This is a genomic window from Methanomethylovorans sp. PtaU1.Bin093 (assembly GCF_002067275.1).
Lineage (GTDB): Archaea > Halobacteriota > Methanosarcinia > Methanosarcinales > Methanosarcinaceae > Methanomethylovorans.
Map to the genome: position 1 here is coordinate 1 of NZ_MVQX01000078.1, position 25,107 is coordinate 25,107.

General features: G+C 42.4%; 29 protein-coding genes and 1 tRNA gene. 13 read left to right on the plus strand and 17 right to left on the minus strand.

Annotated features, from left to right (window positions below):
* Positions 1–23: 23 nt before the first annotated feature.
* Positions 24–734, minus strand: coding sequence for a tetratricopeptide repeat protein (locus A4E24_RS08720; protein WP_292352897.1), 711 nt, complete (start codon positions 732–734; stop codon positions 24–26).
* A 47-nt stretch (positions 735–781) separates the two neighbouring features.
* Positions 782–1,480, minus strand: coding sequence for an HAD family phosphatase (locus A4E24_RS08725; RefSeq protein WP_292352898.1), 699 nt, complete (start codon positions 1,478–1,480; stop codon positions 782–784).
* Between the two features lie 72 nt (positions 1,481–1,552).
* Here A4E24_RS08725 and A4E24_RS08730 point away from each other — a divergent pair, with 72 nt between their 5' ends.
* Entirely contained in the window at positions 1,553–2,383 is an 831-nt protein-coding gene (locus tag A4E24_RS08730) for a CbbQ/NirQ/NorQ/GpvN family protein (protein WP_292352899.1), read from the plus strand.
* Between the two features lie 9 nt (positions 2,384–2,392).
* Entirely contained in the window at positions 2,393–5,818 is a 3,426-nt protein-coding gene (locus tag A4E24_RS08735) for a nitric oxide reductase activation protein NorD (RefSeq protein WP_292352900.1), read from the plus strand.
* Positions 5,819–5,872: 54 nt separating this feature from the next.
* Here A4E24_RS08735 and A4E24_RS08740 read toward each other — a convergent pair whose 3' ends face one another.
* Positions 5,873–6,064 carry a hypothetical protein gene (locus A4E24_RS08740; protein WP_292352901.1) on the minus strand — a complete coding sequence of 64 codons (192 nt, stop codon included), beginning with the start codon at positions 6,062–6,064 and terminating at the stop codon, positions 5,873–5,875.
* Between the two features lie 396 nt (positions 6,065–6,460).
* Between A4E24_RS08740 and A4E24_RS08745 the strand changes: the two genes are divergently transcribed.
* Positions 6,461–6,757 carry a SemiSWEET transporter gene (locus A4E24_RS08745; protein ID WP_292352902.1) on the plus strand — a complete coding sequence of 99 codons (297 nt, stop codon included), beginning with the start codon at positions 6,461–6,463 and terminating at the stop codon, positions 6,755–6,757.
* A 77-nt stretch (positions 6,758–6,834) separates the two neighbouring features.
* Here A4E24_RS08745 and A4E24_RS08750 read toward each other — a convergent pair whose 3' ends face one another.
* The 3 genes from A4E24_RS08750 to A4E24_RS08760 all read right to left on the minus strand — a co-directional run bounded on the left by A4E24_RS08750 (position 6,835) and on the right by A4E24_RS08760 (position 8,274).
* On the minus strand, positions 6,835–7,104 hold the full coding sequence (locus A4E24_RS08750; protein WP_292352903.1) for a CxxC-x17-CxxC domain-containing protein: 270 nt from the start codon (positions 7,102–7,104) through the stop codon (positions 6,835–6,837).
* Positions 7,105–7,476: 372 nt separating this feature from the next.
* Positions 7,477–7,863: a Mov34/MPN/PAD-1 family protein gene (locus A4E24_RS08755; RefSeq protein ID WP_292352904.1), complete on the minus strand. Its 387-nt coding sequence runs from the start codon at positions 7,861–7,863 to the stop codon at positions 7,477–7,479.
* A gap of 45 nt (positions 7,864–7,908) precedes the next feature.
* Entirely contained in the window at positions 7,909–8,274 is a 366-nt protein-coding gene (locus tag A4E24_RS08760; protein WP_367121171.1) for a DUF5658 family protein, read from the minus strand.
* A 511-nt stretch (positions 8,275–8,785) separates the two neighbouring features.
* Between A4E24_RS08760 and A4E24_RS08765 the strand changes: the two genes are divergently transcribed.
* Complete coding sequence (locus A4E24_RS08765; protein ID WP_292352905.1) at positions 8,786–9,205, plus strand: PaaI family thioesterase; 420 nt, start codon at positions 8,786–8,788, stop codon at positions 9,203–9,205.
* Between the two features lie 66 nt (positions 9,206–9,271).
* Here A4E24_RS08765 and A4E24_RS08770 read toward each other — a convergent pair whose 3' ends face one another.
* Positions 9,272–10,120 (minus strand): methanogenesis marker 8 protein, encoded by an 849-nt coding sequence (locus tag A4E24_RS08770; RefSeq protein ID WP_292352906.1) that lies wholly within the window; start codon positions 10,118–10,120, stop codon positions 9,272–9,274.
* 47 nt (positions 10,121–10,167) lie between these two features.
* Positions 10,168–11,469 carry a phenylacetate--CoA ligase family protein gene (locus A4E24_RS08775; RefSeq protein ID WP_292352907.1) on the minus strand — a complete coding sequence of 434 codons (1,302 nt, stop codon included), beginning with the start codon at positions 11,467–11,469 and terminating at the stop codon, positions 10,168–10,170.
* A gap of 268 nt (positions 11,470–11,737) precedes the next feature.
* On the opposite strand from A4E24_RS08775, the gene A4E24_RS08780 reads away from it, so the two are divergent.
* Together A4E24_RS08780 and A4E24_RS08785 are read left to right on the plus strand one after the other, a co-directional pair.
* A complete protein-coding gene (locus A4E24_RS08780; protein ID WP_292352908.1) occupies positions 11,738–13,030 on the plus strand; it encodes a hypothetical protein in 1,293 nt (430 codons plus the stop codon).
* 149 nt (positions 13,031–13,179) lie between these two features.
* Positions 13,180–13,650 carry a DUF5788 family protein gene (locus A4E24_RS08785; protein ID WP_292352909.1) on the plus strand — a complete coding sequence of 157 codons (471 nt, stop codon included), beginning with the start codon at positions 13,180–13,182 and terminating at the stop codon, positions 13,648–13,650.
* A 22-nt stretch (positions 13,651–13,672) separates the two neighbouring features.
* Here the strand turns inward: A4E24_RS08785 and A4E24_RS08790 are convergent, their stop codons facing one another.
* Together A4E24_RS08790 and A4E24_RS08795 are read right to left on the minus strand one after the other, a co-directional pair.
* Complete coding sequence (locus tag A4E24_RS08790; RefSeq protein ID WP_292352910.1) at positions 13,673–13,912, minus strand: DUF3795 domain-containing protein; 240 nt, start codon at positions 13,910–13,912, stop codon at positions 13,673–13,675.
* A 171-nt stretch (positions 13,913–14,083) separates the two neighbouring features.
* Complete coding sequence (locus A4E24_RS08795; protein WP_292352911.1) at positions 14,084–14,377, minus strand: DUF1059 domain-containing protein; 294 nt, start codon at positions 14,375–14,377, stop codon at positions 14,084–14,086.
* A gap of 213 nt (positions 14,378–14,590) precedes the next feature.
* Between A4E24_RS08795 and A4E24_RS08800 the strand changes: the two genes are divergently transcribed.
* From A4E24_RS08800 to A4E24_RS08815, 4 genes are all read left to right on the plus strand, one after another.
* Positions 14,591–14,842, plus strand: a complete 252-nt coding sequence (locus tag A4E24_RS08800) for an H/ACA ribonucleoprotein complex subunit GAR1 (RefSeq protein WP_292352912.1) — start codon at positions 14,591–14,593, stop codon at positions 14,840–14,842.
* A gap of 90 nt (positions 14,843–14,932) precedes the next feature.
* The gene (locus A4E24_RS08805) at positions 14,933–15,946 is read left to right on the plus strand and encodes a transcription initiation factor IIB (RefSeq protein ID WP_292352913.1); all 1,014 of its coding nucleotides are present in this window, start codon (positions 14,933–14,935) and stop codon (positions 15,944–15,946) included.
* Between the two features lie 73 nt (positions 15,947–16,019).
* The gene (locus A4E24_RS08810) at positions 16,020–16,643 is read left to right on the plus strand and encodes a LysE family transporter (RefSeq protein WP_292352914.1); all 624 of its coding nucleotides are present in this window, start codon (positions 16,020–16,022) and stop codon (positions 16,641–16,643) included.
* Positions 16,640–17,638, plus strand: a complete 999-nt coding sequence (locus A4E24_RS08815) for a class I SAM-dependent methyltransferase family protein (protein ID WP_292352915.1) — start codon at positions 16,640–16,642, stop codon at positions 17,636–17,638. Before A4E24_RS08810 ends, A4E24_RS08815 begins: the two co-directional genes overlap by 4 nt.
* A gap of 23 nt (positions 17,639–17,661) precedes the next feature.
* On the opposite strand, the gene A4E24_RS08820 is transcribed toward A4E24_RS08815, so the two are convergent.
* The 3 genes from A4E24_RS08820 to A4E24_RS08830 form a co-directional block, all read right to left on the minus strand.
* A complete protein-coding gene (locus A4E24_RS08820; RefSeq protein ID WP_292352916.1) occupies positions 17,662–18,267 on the minus strand; it encodes a nitroreductase family protein in 606 nt (201 codons plus the stop codon).
* Between the two features lie 273 nt (positions 18,268–18,540).
* Positions 18,541–18,687, minus strand: coding sequence for a cation transporter dimerization domain-containing protein (locus A4E24_RS08825; protein ID WP_292352917.1), 147 nt, complete (start codon positions 18,685–18,687; stop codon positions 18,541–18,543).
* 32 nt (positions 18,688–18,719) lie between these two features.
* Complete coding sequence (locus A4E24_RS08830; protein ID WP_292352918.1) at positions 18,720–19,181, minus strand: DUF1648 domain-containing protein; 462 nt, start codon at positions 19,179–19,181, stop codon at positions 18,720–18,722.
* Positions 19,182–19,397: 216 nt separating this feature from the next.
* Here A4E24_RS08830 and A4E24_RS08835 point away from each other — a divergent pair.
* Together A4E24_RS08835 and A4E24_RS08840 are read left to right on the plus strand one after the other, a co-directional pair.
* Positions 19,398–19,469, plus strand: a tRNA-Thr gene (locus A4E24_RS08835).
* Between the two features lie 331 nt (positions 19,470–19,800).
* Positions 19,801–20,226: a phosphate-starvation-inducible PsiE family protein gene (locus A4E24_RS08840; protein WP_292352919.1), complete on the plus strand. Its 426-nt coding sequence runs from the start codon at positions 19,801–19,803 to the stop codon at positions 20,224–20,226.
* Positions 20,227–20,665: 439 nt separating this feature from the next.
* Here the strand turns inward: A4E24_RS08840 and A4E24_RS08845 are convergent, their stop codons facing one another.
* The 4 genes from A4E24_RS08845 to A4E24_RS08860 form a co-directional block, all read right to left on the minus strand.
* The gene (locus tag A4E24_RS08845; RefSeq protein ID WP_292352920.1) at positions 20,666–20,800 is read right to left on the minus strand and encodes a hypothetical protein; all 135 of its coding nucleotides are present in this window, start codon (positions 20,798–20,800) and stop codon (positions 20,666–20,668) included.
* Between the two features lies 1 nt (position 20,801).
* Complete coding sequence (locus A4E24_RS08850) at positions 20,802–21,014, minus strand: hypothetical protein (RefSeq protein WP_292352921.1); 213 nt, start codon at positions 21,012–21,014, stop codon at positions 20,802–20,804.
* Positions 21,015–21,453: 439 nt separating this feature from the next.
* A complete protein-coding gene (locus tag A4E24_RS08855; protein ID WP_292352922.1) occupies positions 21,454–22,569 on the minus strand; it encodes a hypothetical protein in 1,116 nt (371 codons plus the stop codon).
* A 319-nt stretch (positions 22,570–22,888) separates the two neighbouring features.
* A complete protein-coding gene (locus A4E24_RS08860) occupies positions 22,889–24,316 on the minus strand; it encodes a transposase (protein ID WP_292352923.1) in 1,428 nt (475 codons plus the stop codon).
* A 60-nt stretch (positions 24,317–24,376) separates the two neighbouring features.
* Here A4E24_RS08860 and A4E24_RS08865 point away from each other — a divergent pair, with 60 nt between their 5' ends.
* The gene (locus A4E24_RS08865; protein WP_292352924.1) at positions 24,377–24,949 is read left to right on the plus strand and encodes an HD domain-containing protein; all 573 of its coding nucleotides are present in this window, start codon (positions 24,377–24,379) and stop codon (positions 24,947–24,949) included.
* Positions 24,950–25,107: the final 158 nt, after the last annotated feature.

Here is a 25,107-nt window from a genome sequence, read left to right on the forward strand (position 1 = left end):
TGGTAGCGGATAATATGTAAAACTCAATTCTTGGTTTTCTTTTTTTCCAGTATTTTCCTGAACGCTTCACTGCCTGAGATCTCTCCCATCGTATAGAACATCCGCACCTCAGCTCCGAAGTTACCGATTATATCTTCCATGCGCCGGAAGCTCTCTTTTATCTTTTCCGGAGCCATTCCATGGTCACCGGATGCATTCGTTTCAAAATATGCGGCCACTATGCCATCTATCATGCCTTTCGGATGCCACTCATGTGGGGTTTTGGGCAGCATGCCCGTGGATTCCTGATACAGAGCAAGCGCATCAGCTGAGCGCCCTTCTCCAAACAGGCACAGGAGCATGCCTGATATTGCCTGCAGGTCCGCTGCATTGTCATCCCTTAGTTTACGGTAGATCAGAGCAGCATCTTCAAAATTCCCATTTATGGCAAGTATCATACCCTTTGCATGGAGCACCTGTGGATCGGTGGGAGATATCTTCAGGGCCTTGTCCAGATATCTGAGAGCCTCCTCGTTCCTGCCCACAAGTTCCATGATCATACCCATTTGCATTGATCTTGTCTTCTCATCGTCCGCCTGCAGCAATACAGCTTCAGCAAAACCGATGCCTCTTTCAGTAAGGCCTTGCTCATGGTATGCAGCAACCACCTGTACCATCATTTCCAGGGAAGGTTCTTTTTTGAATTCTTCCTTCAGGTTTTCCACTTTATCAGAGATACTGTGCTTTTGGTCCATAAAGTATCTACCAGATATACATGTGCATGATAGGAACTAAAACCTTTCTAACTATTCATAGGGATCAGTTTATTCAGATATGCATACAGTGCAGGATGATCATGTAAAACAAGGTCAGCTGCCCTTAGTTTGGAAGGAGGCACATATGTGGGTATACCCACACAGAAAAGCCCTGCCCTTTTAGCAGATTCCACGCCCATGGGTGCGTTTTCCACGACCATGCATTCGTCTTTTGCCCTGCCGAGCAGTTCCACTGCCTTAAGGTACGGTTCAGGAAAGGGTTTACCATAGTGGACATCCTCGCCACATACGATGGTATCGAAAACATCAGGAAAGAAATCATCCATTATACCTTTCACTGTATATCTGTCGGAACCTGTGACCACTGCAAGGGAAAAATGCTGTTTGAGATCTCTTAGACACTCTAACATGCCATCAAAAGGAGCAATAGACGCGTTGGCACTGAAGAACTCCACTTTTTTGCTTTTTATCTCTTCATATAAATGGGGCTGGACCTCTTTTCCGGCTTTTTCAAAAAGCCACTGAATACCAAGTATATGGTTCGCACCTTCTATCTCATAGATATCTTCCCTGGATACTTCAGCGCCTATTTCTCTTGAAACCGCTATCCAGGCATCGGCATGGGAAGGCATGGAATCCACCAACACCCCATCCATATCAAATATAATGGACCTGAGCATGCTGACAGAACCAGTTTCAATACGGATAAATCTTGTGTCTGGCATCAATACCACTAATTATAAACCATAATCCTTCGTTCATTAGTATAACAACGAATAAAATGTGGGATCGGTACAATGCTTACAAAATGTAGTTTATCCGAGGAATTGCCTGTTGAGGAGTATCTCATTGAGAAGGAGCCATATTATGTACCTGTGGGAAATGAAGTCGACATCTTCATGTCAGCCTACCGGAACAAATTACCTGTGAACCTTAAAGGACCGACAGGTTGCGGAAAGACCCGTTTCATGGAATACATGGCCTACTTACTGAAGCGCCCTTTGATAACTGTGGCCTGTCATGAGGATCTGACGGCCACTGATCTTGTGGGAAGGTTCCTGATAAAAGGAGAGTCTGTGGAATGGAGCGATGGTCCTCTTACAAAGGCTGTTAAGCACGGTGCCATCTGCTACCTTGACGAAGTTGTGGAAGCACGCAAGGATACAATTGTTGTTATACATCCTCTTACAGACAATCGGCGTATCATGCCCATTGACAAGCTGGGAGTGATCCTGAAGGCGCCTTCAGAATTCATGCTCAGTATCTCCTATAATCCTGGCTATCAAAGTGTTATAAAAGACCTCAAACAAAGCACGCGCCAGAGATTCGTGGCTTTGGAGTTCGATTATCCTCCTACGGAACTTGAAATGCAGATAGTTGCCCATGAAAGCGGGGTCGATGAGGAAATGGCTCGCTATCTTGTGGATATCGGTCACCGCATCCGAAACTTTAAACAACACGGTCTTGAGGAAGGTGTAAGCACTCGTCTGCTTATCTACGCAGGTAAGCTCATAAAGGACGGCATCGACGCAAAGGAAGCATGTCGCATAGCTATGGTCAGACCTATAACCGATAACACTGATCTGCAAAAAAGCATCGATGAGATCATCTCCACTATCATGGAGTGAGGGAGAGGAATGCCAGAAGCAGGCGGAAGACCTCTTTCTCCGGAAGAACTTACTGACATTGTCAGATCATATTATCCTAATCTTGACCCGGATGATCTATCCTCTGTAGTGGAACATCTCAAGGAGATATCCGTCCAGGATCTGAAGTTCATCTTGAGCTCAGGAAAATTTACATCAGGTAAAGGTCGCAGAGTAGTTAGATCTTATCTGAAGGCAGCACCTCAGGTGTACCGTTCGCTTCCTCAAGATGGCTTTAGAGAATGGCTAATGCTTGCACAAAAAGCATCATTTTTGAGCATTTCGTGTATCGAAGGTTTCTTTGATGCTTCGGGTATGATCGTTGAAAAAGGTGGTCTGCCTCTTTTGCACCGGTGGACAGAAATGGGAATATCCATAGCAGGTCGGGACAAGGGGCTTGCCATATCTTATTTTGCCAATACTTCTAAAGTTGTGTCATCTCGACCTTTTGAACATTTTGAAGAACTCATATCCATTGGAAGCAATTTCTCAGGCTCCAATATAAGAGTATCTGAGGCTTACTTCAAACACCTGGCAGACCTGTTGTCTCTGCTGTCCACTGATGAGTTCCGCAAATTTGTTGATATTATCGAAAATATCAGGGAGAAGGACTGGAGGACAGTAGTAGAGATCATAAACAGCTCCGGAGAAACTTTCACTCACATTGAACCATATCGTAGGCATTCGATCCTCAATGCGCTCAATCCCATTCTCAGGTTCGGTGCACCTCTTACTCTTGCACTGTTCAACCGTTCACCTCTTGCAATGGCTGACCTGGGTGACAACGATCTTAACAAGTGGTTCTCTGTGACAGAGAAGATCGCTGAGTTCAATACCGATATGGCTATATCCTTTGTGAACAGAAGTCCGAAGCTTCTTGGTTCTACGGATATTGGAGAATTGACGGAATGGGCAGACAGAGGCATAGCTCTTGTATCCAGAGACAGGCATGCTGCAAAAGCATTCATAGATCATGGTTTCAAGGGGCTTGAAAGCCATGTTCGGACCACTACCCGGGAACAAAGGGCATTTATATTAGATGTGGGATCTGAGCTAGCTCTGGTAAATCCCGAATGCGTAGAGAATTACTTCAGATATGCTCCTGATGTGCTGCATCTCTTCACCCATCAGAATTTCAGGGACTGGCTGGCCATTGGAAAAGAGATAGCAAAGAAAAGTTCCCATCTTGGTGCAGGTTATTGCCGGCACTCGGCTGTTGCCTTTAAACGGATACCACCTGCTTATCACGGAGAAATATTCTCCACAGCCCGTATGCTGCTGGAAGTAGATTGGCTGCTTGCAGGTGTTTTCTTTGAAAGCCTGCCGGAAGTGGTGGAAAGGATCGACCCGGCAGAGATCAGGAAATGGGCAGGCACCGGCCTGAAGGTATACGAAAAAGATAAAAAGATAGCTGTGGATTATTTTGCCTTTTCTCCGTCCCTGCTGGCAGATCTGGATGTAAGGGAACTTGAAGAGTGGGCCTTCAAAGGGATCAGCGTTTTTGAAGAAAGTCCGATCAGGGGGAGGCCATACTTTTCCCTTAAATCCAAAAGTTCCACGGATACCATCGAAGAGCTCAAAGGCGGAGTAGCCCTGAAAAAGGTGGCGAATGTTCTGAAATTCTATGCTGTCGGCCTTTCAGGTGTGGACTTCAGCATCCGGTCGAAACATGTTCTTCCTTTGGCGGAAGGTCTCGATTTTCTGAATCCCATTATTGCAGGTAATGTCATCTACCTTGAACCCAAGATCAAAAAATATATTGATTTTGAAGATAATTTCAATATATATAAGCTGAGCGTGATGCATGAAGTGGGGCATGTGCAGTTCAGCACCACAGAAATATCCACGCAAGCTGCATCTTCTTTACTGAAAAAAAAGGGATTTGAGTTTAGCAGCGCTATGGAAACAGTGAGTATAACAAGCCTTTTTTCTGCATTTCAAGATCATCTTCTGGCCGTCGATCTCATGGGTATCATAGAAGATGCAAGAATTGAATACATGATATTCGCTTCCTACAGAGGACTGAGGGATAGTTTCAAAAAGATCAGGGCTCAGCTTTTACAGGCAAGGCCTATTCCGGAACCTGGGCTGGAAAGGTTCATGGAAGCACTGATGTGGCTTTCTGCAGACAATGAACCGGTATTCAGCATGGACGCAAAAATGAGGCAGACAATAGATATTTGCAGGGCTCTGCTCCATAAAGTACTCCATCCGAATTCCTCTACTCTGGATTCCATGGAAGTGGCATTTGAGATATACGATTTGCTTCAGGAGCTGTATGGTCCTCTGGCGGATCGGCGATACACTCCAATTAAAAATCTTGAATACAGGGGTGTGGGCATTTCTGCTCTGACAGAGGAAGAACCTGCTTCTACTGACCCTTACGAGCACATGCTTGCGAGGTTCGTGCCGCAATGTGAGGAAAGCAGGGAAGAGGAGAAAATGGAAGAAAAACCGGATGAGATGTTCCAGGAACAAAGCTACGCTATTCCCAATAACTGGAATGTGCGCGGTAGTTTCAGATATGATGAATGGGACACTGTGATCAATGATTACAAGTCCGGCTGGTGTGTGGTTAAAGAAATAGAGCCTGCAGGTGACTCGGGAGAATACTTTGAAGATGCAATAAAGCGATACCGTAATGAGATCGCACTCATCAGGCGCATTTTCAGCACAATGAAACCTGAGTCCTTCCATAAGTTAAAAGGACAAACGGATGGCACTGAAATCGATGTCGATGTGTTCATAGAGGCCCTTATGCAGAAAAGATGTGGTGCGGACCAGGATGATCGTTTTTATGTGCGGTGGGACAAGAGAGAAAGGGATGTGGCTACTCTTTTCCTTGTAGATGTCAGTGCTTCCACCTCCAAAAAACTGGACACAGGCGGCCAGAGCATTATAGATGTGGAAAAAGACTCTTTGATCATAATGAGCCAGGCACTGGAAAGTATTGGAGACAAATATGCTATCTACGCTTTCTCCGGCCATACCCGCAATGATGTGGAGTATTACATAATAAAGGAGTTCAATGAGGATTTTTCCGGTACAGTGGCCAACAGGATCAGCCTGCTGGAACCAGTGGCTAACACTCGCCTTGGGCCTGTGATCAGGCATTCCATCGCGAAGTTGGAACAGGTGCAGGCAACTACCAAGATGATAGTGCTCCTTTCAGATGGAGAACCCTATGATACCTGCCATGGAGAAGGTGCATACGAAGGACGCATGGCAGAAGAGGATACAAGGGTAGCCATCCAGGAAGGCAATGCCAGGAACATACATTTCTTCTGTATAACAGTAGATAAAGATCCGGGGAACTATCTTGATACCATCTTCTCTAATGTAGGCTACACGATAATAGACGATGCGCAGGTGCTTCCTGCAAGACTTCCTGCATTGTACAAGAGACTTACGACATGAACTTGCGTAACTTATCCGGTTGATATTGCTATAGGAATGAATGTCAGGAGCGGGTCAGGAAAACCTATTTGAGAATGCATCCCTTTTATTGTATGCTTGATCATCCGATATCTCTTTTTCCATGAGCTGGACCAGGCTAATTACATTATCGTATGCTTTGGAAGTTTCCTGTAAACTGAAAGTTGCTGCGAAGGTGTGCAACAGCTTAAGAGTATCGAGGAGTTCTGCGGATTCTATGAGAGCCATGTAACTATCACCATTAGTATTGTAAATTTGGGATTATCCTGTTTCTGCCAGCCTATATCTACCCACGGAAGCAGGAGGATGGGCCATAAGCACCTTTTAATATGGATATAGGCACCCAGCAAAGATGTTTTCTGAACAGTCCAATGACATTGTAATATATAACAAAGCCTTGCATTAATTCGCAATACATGTGATACTTTGCAGCTCACATGAGTATTTTACTACTTTAATGTAATTTTACAATGATGTATGAACACCATGCTTAGCAATGAGATCGTTTAAAGTTCATAAAAGAGAGGGCAAACATCAGATCAGTTTTTAAACTAAGATGTACTTCAATAATATATTAAAATAAACGATTTACTATTAAGATATACAATATAAAAGAGGTACCTCATGATCGGTTATCTGGCAGGGACACTTACAACTCTTGCTTTTGCACCTCAGCTTCTGAAAGCTTTGAAGACAAAATCTACAAAAGACATATCATTATTGATGCTTTTGTGTTCTACGACAGGTATGACATTATGGCTGTACCATGGGTTGCTGATCAAAGATATGGCTTTGGTATTGGCTAATTCTGTTTCAGTAGCTCTGGCTTCAGCTCTGCTCGTGTACAAACTGAAGAGGGATCACTCTGAACTGAACAGGGATACTTCATCGACAAATGATGGTACGATCGAGTATGAATAAATTGAAAAGAAACATTTAAAAAATGAAGTGACTGTACAAATAATGTACTCCACTTCAGTAAAAAAGAATAAGTGTATTTAGTATCTCTTTGGTGGTCTGTGCTTCTGGTAGCATTCCCTGCAGTATACAGGTCTGTCACCGGATGGCACGAATGGCACTTCGGTTTCCTGTCCACAGTCAGCGCAGGTTGCTTTGTGCATTTCCCTCGGACCGCTTGGCCTGAATCCACCGCTTCCGCCTCTTGAACCGCCACTTCCGCCGGACCTGAATCCACCGCTTCCGCCTCTTGAACCGCCACTTCCGCCGGACCTGAATCCGCCACTTCCGCCTCTTCTATCGTTGTTCATATTTGATATCCTTTGTTGTTTTATTGTATTGGTGTGTCTCAGTATGTTAAACTGAGGATTTATGCATGAGCGACCGATCTGGCTTTAAATCTCTATTTTGCAAAAACCACAAACTTGCGGATAAGCATACTGTATCTATTACAATACCTTTAAAATAGGCATTAGGAACAGCTTCAGTTGAGACCGAATAATTCACCTTGATCAATGCAACCCATTCTCTGCATTCAGTCAATTAACCTAAAAGAAGCAAACAGAAACGGTATTATCCTTTTCTTTACTCGCCAACTAAGCTAACTGCAATTGTCATACTGGTATTTTTAATATATATACTTGTTGCTTTTCCGAAAAAACAACTTCAATATGCATAAGGGCTTACTCACTTGTTTGATCATCTATTATTTGCAGTTCCCGCTCTTCACCTTCGGCATTAAAACATGTCCAGCTTTGAAGGTCATAAGGGTATCCTACTATTATATGGTAATTCCCTGTCTTCCCGAACATCTGCAGATCTGCACTGGATGGCTTGATGATCCCTCCGGGGTGGCTATGCACGGAACCTACAGTAGAAATATTGGGCATCATGTACAGTCGCAGCAAAGCACTGCTTTCTCCAGCTTCTGTTCCAGGCAAGATCAGCACTTCGGTTATAATACCATCTTCTGCCTGAAGCAAGCCAGCGAACTCATTTGGATAAGATGACCTGCTGACCTCTAAAATAAATCTAAGGGTATCTCTGGAAATGCCTTTTATTTTCTTCATGGAGAAAGATGAATAACTAAATGTATATAGTCATTTAGGGCAATATCACGCATTCAGTACGGCAAACATGGATCCAAGAAAGCTCCAGTCATAAAGTCCTACAAGGATATTGTTTGCTGTAAGGACAATGCCAAGTATGGCTACAGAAGATTTTAGTCCTTCTTTTAAGTAAGGTGCGATCTCATGCCTGCAATTGTTCAGTACATAGAAATTGACCAACAGCAAGGCAACAAATAATAATTTAAGCAGCAACAAGCCATAGATCCCGCTGCCTGAGATTAAGGGACTAAGAAGTACGTTGCCTTCCTGTCCGTTAGGCAGAGCATATACCGTGCTCAGCCAATCACCTATTACATAGAACAGAATAATTATACGTATTTCCCAGAGAATACTTCTGAGGGAAGAGTTAATGTGTTTCGTTTTATACCACCAGTTACATCTAAGAGGATCTTAAATAAATACTTGTTTATATTTTATTGAATAATATAGAAAAAAAGACATGTATATAGAAAAAAGAGATATTAGGAGGAGGTATTAAAAAAGAAAAAAAGGATAGGAGGAGAATAATATGTAAGTTTGTATGTTATCACAGGAGGATCAGATCACCCCGTGATAATTGAAAAATGAATAGTATGCAAGCGTTGCTATGGCCATTGTTATCAGCACTATGACGAGCTGCGTCATTTCTGTTTCGTGTCCGTACTTTTCTATCATGGTTGATCATGATAGAAAAGTAACTAATCCTATATAAGATTATCCGGGAAATATCACGATTAATAATTTTCATTATTTTTTATGCAGTTTTATTCAGCTGTCCATTTATTGATAGACCATAGCAGACAAGATCCCTGATCCATAATCGGCAGATTTTTAGTCCTTCTGCAGCATTTATGTATAGCCTGAATATGAAGGAGTGCTCACAGTGCAGGAAAATATCACACCACTAATGGAACTATTGTCCAAGGACAGGTTTGCAGCTCATTGTAATATGGAATTGCTTGCAGTAGGTCCCGGGTACGCAAAAGCTCGCATGCTGATAGCAGATGAGCATCTTAATGCCTTTGGTACTGTACACGGAGGAGCGATCTTCACCCTTGCAGATCTGGTCTTCGGCAGTGCCTCGAATGCTCATGGCAGAGTTGCAGTGGCAATAAATTGTTCCATAGCTTTCGTGAAAGCTGCAAGAAAAGGATATTTGACCGCAGAGGCCAGGGAAGTATCGCTCGGCCACAAATTGGCGACCTATGTAATTACCGTAACAGATGAGGAGAACGAGATGATAGCAACTTTCCAGGGTACGGTATACAGAAAAAATGAAACTATAGAAGGGCTGATAGCTTAAGGTCAATAACAGGCAAAAAAAGGCGGTTCTGTCATTATGATGCCTATGGAACCCCTTAAATTGCCCTCATATCAATTCCCTGGGTTGCTTTTGACCAGGGAGTACCGGAAGAGGCATGGTGTTTATAAGTATGGGACTGTCTACTTCCTTTGCGCGTTCGAGTAACAGCTCCTTACCTTTTTGCGTCACTGCGAACAGGGGCACTGCCGTACCCACCTGTGCAACTGGTTTTATGAGCGTCCGCAGGTTCCTGGACGCACAGGCTGTTACAATATCAGTGTATTTCAGCAGCTCAACAGCATTTTCTTTTGTGAGGCCCGTTGTATGAGCAGCTATTATAAAAACATCCAGACCCTGTGCATTCTCAAGGTCCCTTATCCTTGAAGCTGTCAGAGCATCTATTACAGAAACGGCTATCTTCCTGTAGCCCATTTGTGCGGCTCTTTCCACACCTTTGGCCGGATCGATGCTTGCATGCTGCGGGTCAAGAACTGTACCCTGCCTTTGTTCAATGCCTGCTATGACCTCAGGGATCGGTTCCGTTTCCACAAGACCTGAGATCCGTGCTCCCATTCCTTGCACAAGTCTCGGATTGGCAGTAATGACGGTTCCTGCCCCATCACATACAGTTACCGTGGCATCCAGCAGACCTCTGTTAAGACCTGTCATCATCACTTCAGAGGCACCGAAACCCACGAACACATCCATCTCGAGTTTTCTTTGCGGAGTGAACAGGCCGAAATCCCGGATACGGAACTCCATGTTCTTTCGAACTTCCTCTGAACTGATCTCTTTGATGCCTCTGGCCTTTTCGAAGAGAGGGCACCACTTGATCTGTGGTTCACCTACTTCTATGACCTTGCCATCTTTTACCACTACCCGTGCCATTCCAAGGATTTCCATTACATGTACCATTATATCACCTTATTTGCAGTTCTTGCTGACCTATGAAACAAAGAAGATCAAAGAGCATTCCTTCTGTCAATGACCTTCTTGGACTTCCCCTCACTGCGGGGTATGGAGCCTTTCTCAGCCAATTCCACATTAGTACGTATGTTCAGAACGCTTTGCAGTTCGTTTTCCACATGTTTTTGCAGCGCAGCCAGATCACGCAGCTCACCTGTAAAAGCGTTATCTGTGATCTCCACTTTCACGGTGATCTCATCAAGCATTTTCTTATTCCTATCCAGTATTACTTGGAAATGTTCCGTGATCTCAGGGATCTTCACTATGACGTCTTCTATCTGTGACGGGAAAACATTTATTCCCCTGACTATGAGCATGTCATCAGCTCTGCCTAATAATCGTGAGATACGCACAGAAGTGCGACCACATGCACACTCGCTTTCGAGTAAACGGGTGATGTCACCTGTCCTGTATCTTATGATAGGAAGCGCCTCTTTGGTAAGAGATGTTAGCACAAGCTCGCCTTTTTCTCCTTCCGCTACCTGTTCGTCATCCTGGTCAAGTACCTCAACAAAGAAATGATCACTCCAGAGGTGCAGACCATCCTGCTCCTGACACTCAAAGGCCACTCCCGGGCCCATGAGCTCAGAAAGCCCATAGGAGTCATATGCCTTGATGTTGAGTATGTTCTCAAGCTGTTTGCGGGTGTTCGATGACCATGGTTCCGCACCGAAACATCCTACACGCAGGGACAATTTGTCAACTATGTCCATCTCCCTTGCGGTCTCAGCAAGATAAAGAGCATAAGAAGGCGTGCAGTGGAGCGCTGTTACTCCAAAATCCATCATCATCTCAAGCTGACGTACAGTGCTGCCGGTACCGCTGGGAACTGTCATAGCACCTATCTTTTCAGCTCCGTAGTGGAACCCAAGGCCGCCGGTAAAAAGACCATAGTTCACTGCATTCTGGAATACATCATCCTTGCCAAGACCTACCATGGTCAGATTGCGTGCCAGGAGATCTGACCACGCTTCCAGATCGTTCCTGGTGTATCCTACAACAGTTGGTTTACCGCTTGTACCTGAAGACGCATGGATACGCACTATATCTTTTTTAGGCACTGCAAAAAGGCCGAAAGGATAGTTATCCCGTAAATCGGTCTTACGGGTAAAAGGAAGGCGCCTCAGGTCATCCAGAGATCGGATATCTTCAGGCTTGATACCTGCCTCTTTGAACCTGCGGGCATAGAAAGGTACATTATTATAAGTTGCAGCCACTGTTTTTTTTAACCTAGTGAGCTGTAATTCCTTGAGTTCTTCATGACCCATGGTCTCATATTTCGGCTGCCAGTATTTCATGTAAGTATCTCCTAAATGTTCATTCCTCATGGTTTTTCCTATTTATATCGTTTACTATATTTCCATTTGACGCGATCCAAAAAATAACAATCGGTAACCTTATCTTTGTTAAAATGAGGGATGTTTAAGCATTCTCTATCGGACTATGTACACACTCCTTCAGAGTATGTACAGAATTTCGTTTTTTATGCCATAATACTTACATGCTTGTGCACAGTATTAGTATAATAAAATAGGAATAGAAAAACGAAATAAAAAACGGGATAATATGTATCACTATGAAAAACGGTTACTTAGGTTCATCTTTCTTTTTTTTACAGTATTGTCCATAGGGTTCATTTCTCCAGTTTCATGTGGCTGGAACCAGACAATTACGGATATAGATGTTACATATGAGGTTTCATCTGACGGAAAGAACGTGCATGTGCTCAGACAGGTCACTTTTGAGAACAAGGACGAAGATACCAGATTCTGGAGGGGCTACTATTCAAGCTTCAACTATTACTTCCCGCAAAATGCAAAGAACATCTATGCCTACGAGAAAGAAAGCAGCAATAGTCTTAGCTGGGATCAGATGCCTGGGGGATACTACACTTTTAACCTGAATAAAAAAATATGGTATGGCGATTCTTATGTATTTTACATTGAATATGATCTTCCACGCAACAGTAACACTGCAGTGTTCAGCATAATGGAATCCGGTAATAGGACGAAGGTTGTATTAAGGACACCTCAATCCTATGAAACTGATATTGAAAGAAAGGATTATCATATGCTTGAACAAGGAGAGTTCACTGAATTTGTTTTCCCTCGAGGGGCTACCTGGAAAAACCCCTGCCAGGTAACATGTGTGAATCATACGGATATGCAGGAGATAAAGAGCGTTGTCCGCCTCAGTGAAAAAGATGTGGGAATAACTGTCAGGTTCTGGGAAGGAGAAGATGCCTGGGGAAAGCATATTCTACATACAACGATGCAAAGTCTTAAGTTACTTGAAAATGTCACCGGGTTCCCATACCCTCCTAAATATAACATCACTATAGTCCAGGCAAGCGTTGAAGACACTCAAGGTTATGGGGGCTTTAACCAGGGAAGTAAAGGCATATATCTTCTTCATACTTCCAGCGATGCCATACTGATCCACGAGCTTGCTCACTATTGGACACGTGAATGCCATTTTTCACACGTCTGGATGGACGAAGGACATGCGGACCTATATACGTATCTTGTCCTGGAGCAAACTGATCCCGAGATAGCTATAAAAAGAAAAGATAAGTCTTTAGACACTTATCAAAAGCTGGAAAGAAAATATGATATATCACTTTCTACGTGGGATACTGCCGATAATTTCGATTCGACCAACGGAGAGGAGATACAGTTCGGTTACAGTAAAGCTTTCACTACAATATATTTGGTATACGAGGACCTCGGATCAGGTACGATGCAGACTGGCTGGCAATGTTTAAGTGAACTTGGCCGGACCGTTGATGAACAATGCTTCATCCGGGTCATGGAAGAAACATCGGGTAAAGATATTGGATATATTGAAGAATACCTGTGATGGAAGTGCAAATTTAAAGTACGGATCCTGACAAAGTGATATGGTCTAGAGGTTCAGGATCTTCCATCCATTATCCATAAGATCATCTATGGCCCAGCTTTGGATTTAAATAATATTCCATCACTTCATCTTAGAAATGAGGTATGATCATGGATAATGACAAGGGCAAAGAAAAAAGTGACAGGCTGATAACCGAAAGGGAAAGAAAACAGTTGCTTGCGGAATTACATACTCGTCTGTTCTGGGTGGGGGAAAAAATACCGTACGTTGTGGAGATCAAAGGTAGATCATGTAAGCTACATGACAGAATCTGGGATCTTATCAACAGGGAATATATATCGGAAGAGGAAAAGCAGGAAATTGAAAAATGTATTGCATTACTAAAAGATAAGGAAAGAATAGACGAACTTGAGCTGGAAACTAAAGAAATGACCTTGGAAGAAGCAAAAAAGCTGTCCGATGAAACTGCAGGGCTGTTACGCGCTATAATGGACCTGAGAGAGATCGAAGAAGGTGTCTCAAAAGAAAAGGAGAAGAAATTCCACGAGCTATTTTCGGCCCAACGCACTGAAGAGATACGCAGATGGTTGAATTTCTTAAAAGATGCCGGTAAAATATAATTTTTAAAATGATAGCTTTATATCAGGATCCTTTTCCTGAAATATATTCACAGTAGTCATAACTGATCGGGCCAGATTTTGTTATCTCACAGGGAAAGTCTGTACATTCAAAACATAGTCGGACATCTTTGCTGAAAGCACAACTGGCGATCTTACAAAGCTCATTTTGTCTTGGAGTGCAGCCAGATCTCCCGTTAGGACACTGACAGGCAGTCATTCTGGGGCATTTCTCGCAAGCAATACCGCACACGCCTCTCTTCATAGGTATGATCTCCTATGGTTTATACAATAGCACTTCATCTTCTTATTTTAAAATGTTGTATGTAAGTATAAATTCTGTATCTCGTTTCCTCAGATGCTGTCAGCGTCAGCTGAATAAGTTTAAGCTTTTTCCAGCAGGCTCCGAATCAGAGGAAGGTCTTAAAGAGTGACGTTATGGACCCTTGTGGAAATTATGGATACGGTACAAAGCATTGCATGCGTCCTTATCATAAGCTTCCCCCGGTTTTTCCAGATGTCCGCAGCCACAGCTTCGTCCAAGGAAGGTTGCTACCCGATGCCTGAGTTGATGCAGTTCGTCTTCCGACATATTTTTCAGCATATCGCTATGATCTGTTTTAATGTGGGTCCACATGGATGTTTCAACTTCATCCAGGTCATAGCCATGCGCCATGAAATTACAATTACGTATCCCTACATCATTGCATTTTACAATTCTCATTTTCATAGAAAGTGCCCCGTCATACTAGGATAAAAAGTAATCCAGGTGATAGGATATAAAAGCAGTCATTTTGAACTAATACTATGGTGACTCTTTGGTGAGGCATTTTAATAGATAATAAGAGTCACAGAGCTATATTTAAAAGGTGCGAAAAGTATTTATATAACGTAGTTGCATTCTATCACCTGAGAGAAAAGAAATATATAGATAATGAGGGATATGAAAAGACTTGGAACAGTGCTTCACGCTTTGGGGAATGCAACCTTGGTCATTCGAGGGGATGATAAGGGGCCCAAAGGGGACAAGCCTCGAATGAATTCTTCTGTGATGGACAAAACTGTCAAGAGGATTGGCAAGGTCACCAGCTATTTTGGTCCGGTGGAAAATCCATACTTTATTGTCAAACTTGACAGTCGGGGTAATACTCTGGAAGCTCGGCAGTATTTGAATGAACGTTTATATGTTCAATGACTGAAACATATAAAAATCTAATGTCGGGTTTTTGTCAATAGTCACTTAATCACATTCAAGTTCGTCTGTAGTATCTTCAAGGTGAATAAAATGGTCGAAGTCGAAAGGGTACGGTATTCAGACACTTCTGAAAGGGAAAAAATACGTGCTATGATAAAAGCACGTAAAGAGAAAGAGCAGAACGCTGAAGTTGAGAATGCAAAGGTCCAGTGTCCGGAATGTGGCAGTCGCAATCTTGTACAGGACTATGAAAGAGCTGAGCTTGTATGTTCTGAGTGTGGTCTGGTAGTGGATGCTGAATTCGTGGACGAAGGACCTGAATGGCGTGCTTTTGATCACGATCAGAGGATGAAACGTTCCCGTGTAGGTGCACCCATGACATACACGATACATGACAAGGGTCTGTCCACAATGATCGACTGGAGAAACCGTGACTCTTACGGAAAGTCCATCTCCTCCAAGAACAGGGCACAGCTTTACAGGTTAAGGAAGTGGCAGCGCAGGATACGTGTAAGCAACGCTACAGAAAGGAACCTGGCCTTTGCGTTATCAGAACTTGACAGGATGGCATCAGCTCTTGGTCTTCCGAGAACGGTGCGTGAAACAGCTGCTGTCGTGTACAGAAAAGCAGTTGACAAAAACCTTATCCGTGGAAGGAGTATTGAAGGCGTGGCTGCAGCAGCATTATATGCAGCGTGTCGTCAGTGCAGCGTGCCAAGGACGCTGGACGAGATCGGAGAGGTTTCAAGGGTAAGCAGGAAAGAGATCGGAAGGACCTACAGGTTCATTTCAAGAGAACTTTCCCTGAAATTAATGCCTACTTCACCCATAGACTATGTACCAAGGTTCTGTTCAGGCCTCAACCTCAAAGGTGAGGTCCAGTCCAAAGGTGTGGAGATCCTGCGGCAGGCATCCGAGAAGGAGCTTACCAGTGGCCGGGGGCCAACCGGGGTGGCTGCAGCTGCCATCTATATAGCATCGATCCTTTGCGGTGAGAGAAGGACCCAGAGGGAAGTAGCAGATGTGGCAGGCGTGACAGAGGTCACTATACGCAACCGGTACAAAGAACTGGCCGAAGAGCTGGATATAGAGATCATTCTCTAAGGCCACTTGCCTGTGGAAAGGTTTTTACCTTTCTTTCTCTTTTTGTGTTCACATCATATAGGCACAGTGGACAATGTTCGAACTTATAGAGATGCTTACAATAGGTTTTGCGGTCGGTATGTCCGGTGCGCTTGTACCAGGGCCGATGTTATTCGCCACGATCGATGGTTCCATGAAGACAGGCTGGACATCAGGACCGAAGGTGGTACTGGGCCATGCACTGCTGGAGCTTGCCATTTGCATTCTGATGGTTCTTGGCATGCCATCCCTTGGGGGCGAGAGGGCAATATCTGCAGTATCGCTTATCGGAGGTGCGGTGCTGATCCTCTTTGGAATATTGGCCATAAAGGATGCCCGAAGCGCAGCGTCATCGATAGGTGGGGATATTAATTACATCTCTGCAAATCCTGTGGTTGCAGGCATCATAACATCTGTATCGAATCCTTATTTCTGGATCTGGTGGTTTGCAGCAGGCAGTGCTCTTGTGCTCAAAGGTCTTGAGATAAGCCTGTTAGCGGCTGCATTATTTATATTTGGCCACTGGGTGGCGGACCTTAGCTGGTTCAGTATAGTATCAGTATCTTTCAGCAAAGGCAAGCGACTAATGTCTTCAAGGGCGTATGAGAATGTCCTTCTCTCATGCGGCATATTTCTCATTCTCTTTGGCTCATGGTTTGCCATAGGGGTGCTGTTATGAAGAAGCAATGTGTCCAGGTGGATAAGAAAAAAGGTGAACAGGTCCGTAAGGTCCTGATGGAAAAAGGATCACTGGATACAACAGTACGCATCGCCTCGGATGAGCAATATATATACATTCCGCTTATCTCTGATGCGGATCTCACGGAGCTGTTGTTTGAAGATGCACTGGTCACTGAACATGAGTTCATGCTGCATGAAAAGCCAGCCACTCTGGAACATATGCTGGGCTACATGCCCAGATATGAGGTTATCGGAAGCATAGCCCTGCTGGAATCCGGGGAAACGGACCTGGAGAGGGCAGCAGATATGTTGCTGCAGGTGAACCCGCATATCAGAACCGTGCTGGCGGCATTATCACCTGTGGAGGGGGAATTCCGTACCCGCAGGTTCACATTCATTAATGGAGAAAATACGACACAGACGGTCCACAGAGAATATGGCTGCAGGTATGCAATTGACATGGAGAAAGCGTATTTCACTCCCCGTCTTGCCACGGAACGCTCCAGGATACTGGAACAGGTAAAAGATGGCGAGGTGGTCATAGACATGTTCGCAGGTGTAGGGCCTTTCAGCATCCTTATTGCGAAGAACCGGCCTTCATGCCGTGTGATAGCCATTGACAAGAATCCGGAAGCTGTTAAGTTCCTCAGGCACAACATCGCTCTTAATGCGGTCGGTAATGTGGAGGCGATCGAAGGGGATGCTAAGGAAGTGGTCCGGAACTATGCCGGGATAGCTGACCATATCATCATGAACCTGCCCCATACTGCCCAGGAATTCCTGGAAGCTGCCATGGTTGTTGCAAAGCCGGGAACTGTGATCCATTACTACGACATCACACCTGAGGATGACCTGTATCCCACTTCCCTTTCCCATATCGAAATCGCCGCATCCAGGGCCGGTTTTGATATTGATCCCATTGCTACGCGTATCGTGCGCTCTTATTCCCCGCACCAGTTCAACGTCTGCATCGAAGTGAGGATTACAGGCTGAGTGAGATAATTATTTTCGTTACCTCATTTTTCATTGAACTTACCTTCAAAGATCAATGCATTGAGTTTCATTCTATCAGAGGGAAATTCCCTTATCCTGTCCTTTTCCTCCAGATCCTCGATCTTACCAGGCATTCCAATTGCTACCATGATGTTTACATAGTATTCTTTAGGGACCTCTAATACTTTAGCGGCCTTATTCTCATCAAAACCCGAAAATGGGTGAACAACCAACCCAAGATTAGTTGCCTGCAATTGAAAATTCTCAAAGGCTGACCCAGCTGAGAATGAATGTGTCCTGTTTTCTGCATCATATTTTGTAAATCTGATCTTAGAAGTGATCACCATAAGAACTGCAGCATTCCTGCACCATCTTTTGTTGCCTTCTGCAACCAGATCAAAGAACTCATCCCAGTATTTTGTTCCTTTTTTTGCATAGATAAATCGCCATGGCTGCTCATTGCTTGCACTTGGCGCCCATCTTGCAGCCTCGAATAAACGCATCAGGTCCTTGTCTGGGACAGGCTGTCCTGACATTGCTCTTGGAGACCATCTCCTGACAAATAACTCATCAATTTCAAATTCTGGTTTCCTGTATTGATGTACATCTATTTCCGTCGAAATTGTCATTTGATCCACCTATATTTAGAAAAGTAATTCTCAAGATTTTTATAAACTGTTATGTATGGCCTGCAAAAATATACAAGTTGGTTATTCCCATTTTTGAATAGTACTCTGATATGTGAACCATGGCATATAGCTTGTTTGAGGGGTCACACAGCGACAGAGGGCATGAGGTTCCTTTGCAGGATACGCTTTCCTTTTTCAGGCACCAGGATTGCTATCATTAGCAATGTGTTGAGTATCTGCACCTTATGGCATTATTCTTATATGCGCTTCTGTTCAAGGAGAAGGCTCAAATGAAACTGGTTCTATATGAATGACCACAGCCTGGATCCCATCGAACTGCTGCTTTGGTCCATTCTCAACTTGATGGGCGATCGCATGTGATTCCACAATGGATATGTCATCATCTACTCCAATTCTCATGTCTAAAAATATAATAGTAAAATGCCCATTTTTCATTTCTTATTTATATAAACAATATGAAGAGCCATCGTTCCGAATACGACGGTCAAAAACAGAGGAAGAAAGTACTGGCTCAGCATTTCGGCCTTTGATGTTTGGATCGTGATATAAGCGAAAACAGACACTAACTCAAGCTTTAGCACAGTGATCATGTTTCTCGTATAGTGATAGGCGCGTACTCTGTTCTCCTCGGTGATCTTTACAGGCATGTTCCACATAGATGGATGAAAATATGCAATTGTCAATAGCAGATAGAGGAACAGGCAGACAAGCATAGGGAAAAATATCATGTTCTTGTCGCTCCAGCTGTCTATTTGACCATGAAAGTTGAAATGTGACGGTATTTGTTCAGGGATCATATCCCAATTGGTTATCACATAAGCAAATAGGGATAGTAGGATAACGAGTGTTAATGCCTCGATCATTAGTTGCGTCTTTGTGTATTTTTGCTTCATGCCATCTATCCTTTAAGAGATCCTGCAATAGTAATTGACTCCTGTTTCATTAAGAGTGACGGTCAGAGATGGGTGCAGCCATCAAAAGATAACTTAGTGGCCTAATTATCTGAAGGGTGATCAGATGGTTTATATGGGAAGAGTAAAATGCATCGAAGTACAATTACAGGCTGAGCGAAATAATTAAATTCTTATGCAATCTTTAGAGAATCAATTGCCTCTGTGGCTTAGCGGTATAGCGGCTGATTCGTAATCAGCAGGTCGAGGGTTCAAATCCCTCCGGGGGCTGTAGATAATGTGGTTGAAATCCCTTTAAACCTTTTTTGTTTCAACCACTAAAAACACTTGTCTTTAGATTTTTAGAGTCCATGCTAGGCTTTGCAGAGGTTCTCTATTTAGTACATATTCTTCCATGTTGTCAGGAAAGACGATGAAGGGTTTTTGAAACAACTCATACTTAATAACCATCAAACTAAAGTGTTTTATTCTGGAATTGATCGATCTGTCACAGTCCTTTAACTAATTAAAGTAAGAACTATGGGTTTTGAATATGATTGAGGCTAGCGTTATTCTAAATAGGAATGAAGTTCATACTGTTTACTAAGGAGTAGAACTACTCATGTTTGAAGAGGACATGGACAAATTTGAAAAGATAATAATCATTGCATTAGTTGTAATGATGTCCCTGGTCGTGCTGTTCACTACAATAGAACTGGGTATGGTCCTTGTTAAAGACCTTATTACTCCTCCTACAAACCAGCTCACCACTAATGAAGTGCTGGATCTGTTTGGGCTCTTTTTATTGGTTTTAATTGGCATTGAACTCTTACACACAGTAAAGACTTATGCCTTGGAGCACGTGATCCATGCTGAAGTAGTGCTGACAGTTGCGCTGATTGCCATTGGGCGTAAAGTCATAATTTTAGACATTAAGGTAGTTTCAGGTTTTACATTGATAGGTATAGGGTTCATTATAATTGCACTATGTGTGGGATATTATTATTTTAAAAAAGGACTGCTAATGCATTCATCAGATAACTTTTAAAGATCCAATTAATAAAGCATTTCTTCTTATCGATTTCCTGCCAATGCGTATTATGCCATCATTTTCAGATATTCGTTATCCACTTCCATAAGCACGATGTGGAACATTGTCACATGTACTTTCCAGCTATCATGGCACTTCTCAGGATTTCCTTATCAAGATTCTCCTTACGGCTTTGTATTTTCAGTTCAATTCCCTAATTGCAAATTTTACTTTCACTCTGCTCGGATGTAAGATATATTTGAATGTAGGGATGTTGGAACTATGTCTATTTACAACCACGAGAGAGTGTTGGAAAGAACTGAAGAGAGGATAGAGAACGCTGCTTATTCTGAGGAGTTGCAAAAAGCCAAAAGAACCGATCTTAACATGGGTTATTTTGTATTAAAGCAACTGTCTCGGCCTGTTTCATTGATGCATATGCTGATCTGAATGTTGGTTATGTGCCGTGCTCAATGAACGGCTTTTCAGGGGACGAATATATAATCGTCCATTGATAGTCATGATGGACTTTTTCGATCAGTTCATTCATCTCTGCATTCGGCCATACTGACCATGTAGTTTCATGGATCATTTCACAAACTTCCTCTTGATTTTATTTCTTCGATAGTTTTATACGGAACGATTATGTCAACAGAGCTTCCAGCGATGGCTCTTATGTATCCTTTCTCGTCTATGGACACTCTGTTGTAACTTGTGAGCAATTCCTTTAGTTGCTCAAAGGAGATGAAAGGATCAGCCTGTTTAACCGATACAGATCCCTGTTTGTAAACTGTATTAAAACACATTTGGATCACTTCCGATGAAATGTTTTGAATTGCTTTACAGATTCGTCTAGGTCATCTGATTTCTTTTTCTTAGACTTTTCGCACACTGGAACTTATAACCAGATATCTCACAAGCACTTGCCACAGACACTAAGCCAAGTAAGGCCACTGTCAGCAGCAGCATTCTCGGTAGGTTGGGAATATGTCATATTTCAACCTCCGTTTTTAGACCTTACCTATGTACTATACTGATCCACGAAACACAGGTAAGATCTACACTCAAACATCGATTTTTCAGCTATTTAATCTTTATGAATATATTAAGTATGTTGATACTCATAATGATGAGATATAGGTGTGGTATGGCCTTGAGGGTTGATGTTGCTGTGGATGTGGAGAAGGAGCCGGAGATCGTGAAGATATTGAGGGAGAGCGTTTAGGCATTCTCTCTCTACTTTCATTAATCTTCAGCAGCATTAAAGTATTCTGCAAGTTCATCTAAAAAACTTGGATTCAAATAAGAGGCTATACCCAAGTCCTGGATCTTTGATACTTTATCTTCCAACTCGTGGAAAGAAATGTATCCACATACAGTTGAAAGGGGTTTTGCTAAACACTCAAAAGTGGGCCTAAGTATTTCTTTTTTAACTTTGTCACTTCTCTGTTCTGGTGCCACTAAATAAAGGTTGATTTCTAGATTAGGTTGAAGGGCTATTAAGTCACTCATTCTCAAAAGACCAGAGTAAATAGAGGTTGTGGATTCTATCTCAAAGGCGGCAATTATTGAATTTCCTTTAAGCCATAATACGTCTATCAATTCAATTGTCTTTTGGGTTGCCTCGTTGAATTGTGTTGGCAGTTCGTTTATCATCCTTGGTATAGACTCAAAAGAATTGTTCTTAAAGGACTTAGAACGGTCATTTTTTGCCACCCATACGTTAAGCCCCATCTTTGAGCCTAGATCCAAAAGATAATATTGTATTCTAGTGTGATCAGTATAATCAATATTCTTGATGATCTTGCATTCATTACTTGGCATTTCATCTTCAGCATCTGGGACAGTAACAGCTTTTTTTTCTCCACCGGATTTTATCATATAACTGGGAATTCTTTTTAATTTACTAGGATCAATCTTTTTTGCAATGGGATTATTTTCAGCTTCACGTATAAGTTCGTAAATGAGTTTTCCATCATCTTCTTTTAATTTAGTGGGGCTGGCTCTTAAAAACCCCTTAAAACCACGTCTATCAGAAGGCTCCATGTAGAAACTAATCTTTCCCTCTAAGTCTTTCATTTGAACCCCAAATTCAGGATCTAGCATAATTATAGGTTTGACTTCTAACCGAATGGAAAACTGAAGGGATTCAGAGGTGTCACTGTCTTGCCATATTTTTCTAACATCATTAGAAGGTCCAATTACTTCTAGTGCTCCTACCCAATGCATGATGCCAGTGATATAACATAAGAGAATGTCTCCTTTTGCTATTTTAGCCACGGTATTTTTTCTACTCTCTCTAAAACCACTGACATTTGCACCTGCATTTCTAAATTCATCCCAAGTAGTGCCTGTGAACAAGTCCAGCCAATAATTCACCATCAATTTTTTAAATGAAGTACAGATTAAAATAGTTTTTGTAGAGTTACCTGTTACAAAATAAAACCATCAATTGGAATAGAAATACAAGGAGCTAATTTGATGGCCTCAAAAAGAGAAGGAGTGGGTAGCAAAAATAAATGCTTGTGGGATGTTAAATTAAAGAGGGGGTTTTTATGTTGAATCCTAAGTTTGACAGTTATCACTCCTTGATAAAGAGAATGTCTTCTCTTTTAACCCACTTTTTTGTTTTTTTGTCAGGAAAACCCATTTGACAGTTTAAACAATTTCGTGTAAAATTCTACGATATTGTCCAATTTTGCCTTAAGATCAGTTTATTTATGGCATCGAAGTTGGCATAAATATACTTTTTTGCCTGGAATTTCAAGAAATCGACCGTAACTGTCAAATTCAATAAGCTTTTTTTGATGAATTTCGTGGACTTATGTTTGAGTTCTTTGAATTCATATCGCATCAGCGATATGAACAGTTGTGCAATGAACCCTATGATCACGGCACCATAAATACTATCATCAGTCCACACCCTCAATGGTTTTATCTCAATCTCATTCTTGAGAGAATGGATTATCTTCTCGATTGAATCTTTTCTCCGGTATGTTTGAAGAGCTTGTTTGACTGTCAAATCCTTGCTTGATTTCAGGCAGAAAAATCCTTCTCTGCCTGTTATTATGTATTCCTCAAGAAGCTCGATAGCTTCTTGCTCATTAAGTTCTACTAGCTTAGTCTGCAGGGAATAACTCACATCAATAAGCACATTGTTGATCCTGAACCTTTTCGGAAGCTTCTTATTCTTGTCAATCGACTCCTGTATATCCTTTGCTTCCTGCATTTGTCTCATGACTTTTCTTGCCTTAGAATCAAGTTGCTCCTTCTGAAGCTTTTTTGAAAAATAGAAATAGTTGAAACTGCTGGGTTTAACTATCTTTTGACAATATATACCATCTTCCGAATCAATAAGTTCAGGAGAATTACTCCAGAAGTTTGCTATTATCTTGTCGTCACTCGTATTGAGTTTCCTTGCAGTCAGATACTGCATATCATCTGCCCTTATCAGGGCAGTATTCCCTATGCTATGCGCTCCCTTATCAAAAACAACAAGTGAGCCTTGTTTCAGTCTCTTATTGACCTGTTGATAAGTTTTCCTGAAATGTTTCTGGTCATGCAGGTTCCCTTGTTCGACTGTAATTCCAATAGGCACATTTATGGGATCTGCAAGTTCAGCAATACCTAAAGTGACTTGTTTTTTATCTGGCCTGTGATCTCTACTATAACCGTATTTTCCCAAAGGGGATTTATCCCCATGCAAAACAATGCTGGTCCAGTCCATATTTATATTAGTGTGCTCGAAGTCATAGCGAGCAAATAACCTATCCTGAATGTCTGAAATAATCGTTTCACGGTTATTTCCCAGGATTTCAAGAACCCTATAAAGGGTTCTTTCACTGAATTCTTCAAGACCAAAGATTTCAAGGACTTCATCTCGATTGATCCATTCATGAGCCTTACTTATGCTGAAATTATCTGTAAGCTTGTAGCTTACAAGAGCTTTCAGCAGGTCGTTGATATCAATTCCATTCTTTTTGTGTTTACTAAAAACAGTGGAAAAGTCAAGTACATCATAGAGTTTGTTTACAGCCAGAATGGTCCCGATAGGAAAGCATATATTCTCATTGGGAATTATGTCGTATGTTCTTAGTTTTGTTTGCATTTTTCGTCGAATACAACAAAACTAAGAACACTTATATTACTTTTGAATGTCAAACTTGGGTTGAATGATACGACTGTTGAGAATGATTTTGAGATAGGTTTTGTTGAAAGGGCTACTCGTTTGGCTGTGGTAGCGCATGAGGGACAAAAAAGAAAGGTTGACGGCTTGCCATACATCGTTCATCCGTTCATGGTGGCTTTGAAGCTTTCAAAACATGGCTTTTCTGACCATGTGATAGCTGCTGCTCTGACACATGACGTTCTTGAAGATACCGATTGTACTCACGAGCAGTTGAAAGACGAACTTGGAAATGAAATCTATGAGATCGTCAACGCTGTAACCAATGATGACAGTCTTTCATGGGAAAAAAAGAAAAAGAAGTATGTGGAAACGGTCCGAAATGGTCCCGAAGGAGCCAAGGCCGTAGCAGTAGCGGATAAGATCCATAACATTGAAAGTCTCCTCGTTGCATATGCCGAACATGGACCAGATATATGGAAAAAATTCAATCGGGGAAAAGAACAGAAATTATGGTTTGAAAAAGAAGTGTTGCGGATGCTCAGAGAAACATGGGACCATCCTTTGATAGACGAATACGAAAAACTGCTTGAAATTGAGAATAAACTGGATTAATTACTCTATTCGGCCGTATCTTCATCATACAGTGGTTCATATTTCACAGATTTTCAGCAGAAACTGGCTGCTTGATAGCTTCCCTGCCGCCGGCATCAGGCGGCCGCCCGGACTTCAAAGCAAGTTATTCTATATTTTGTTTATTGCTCTTTCCACTT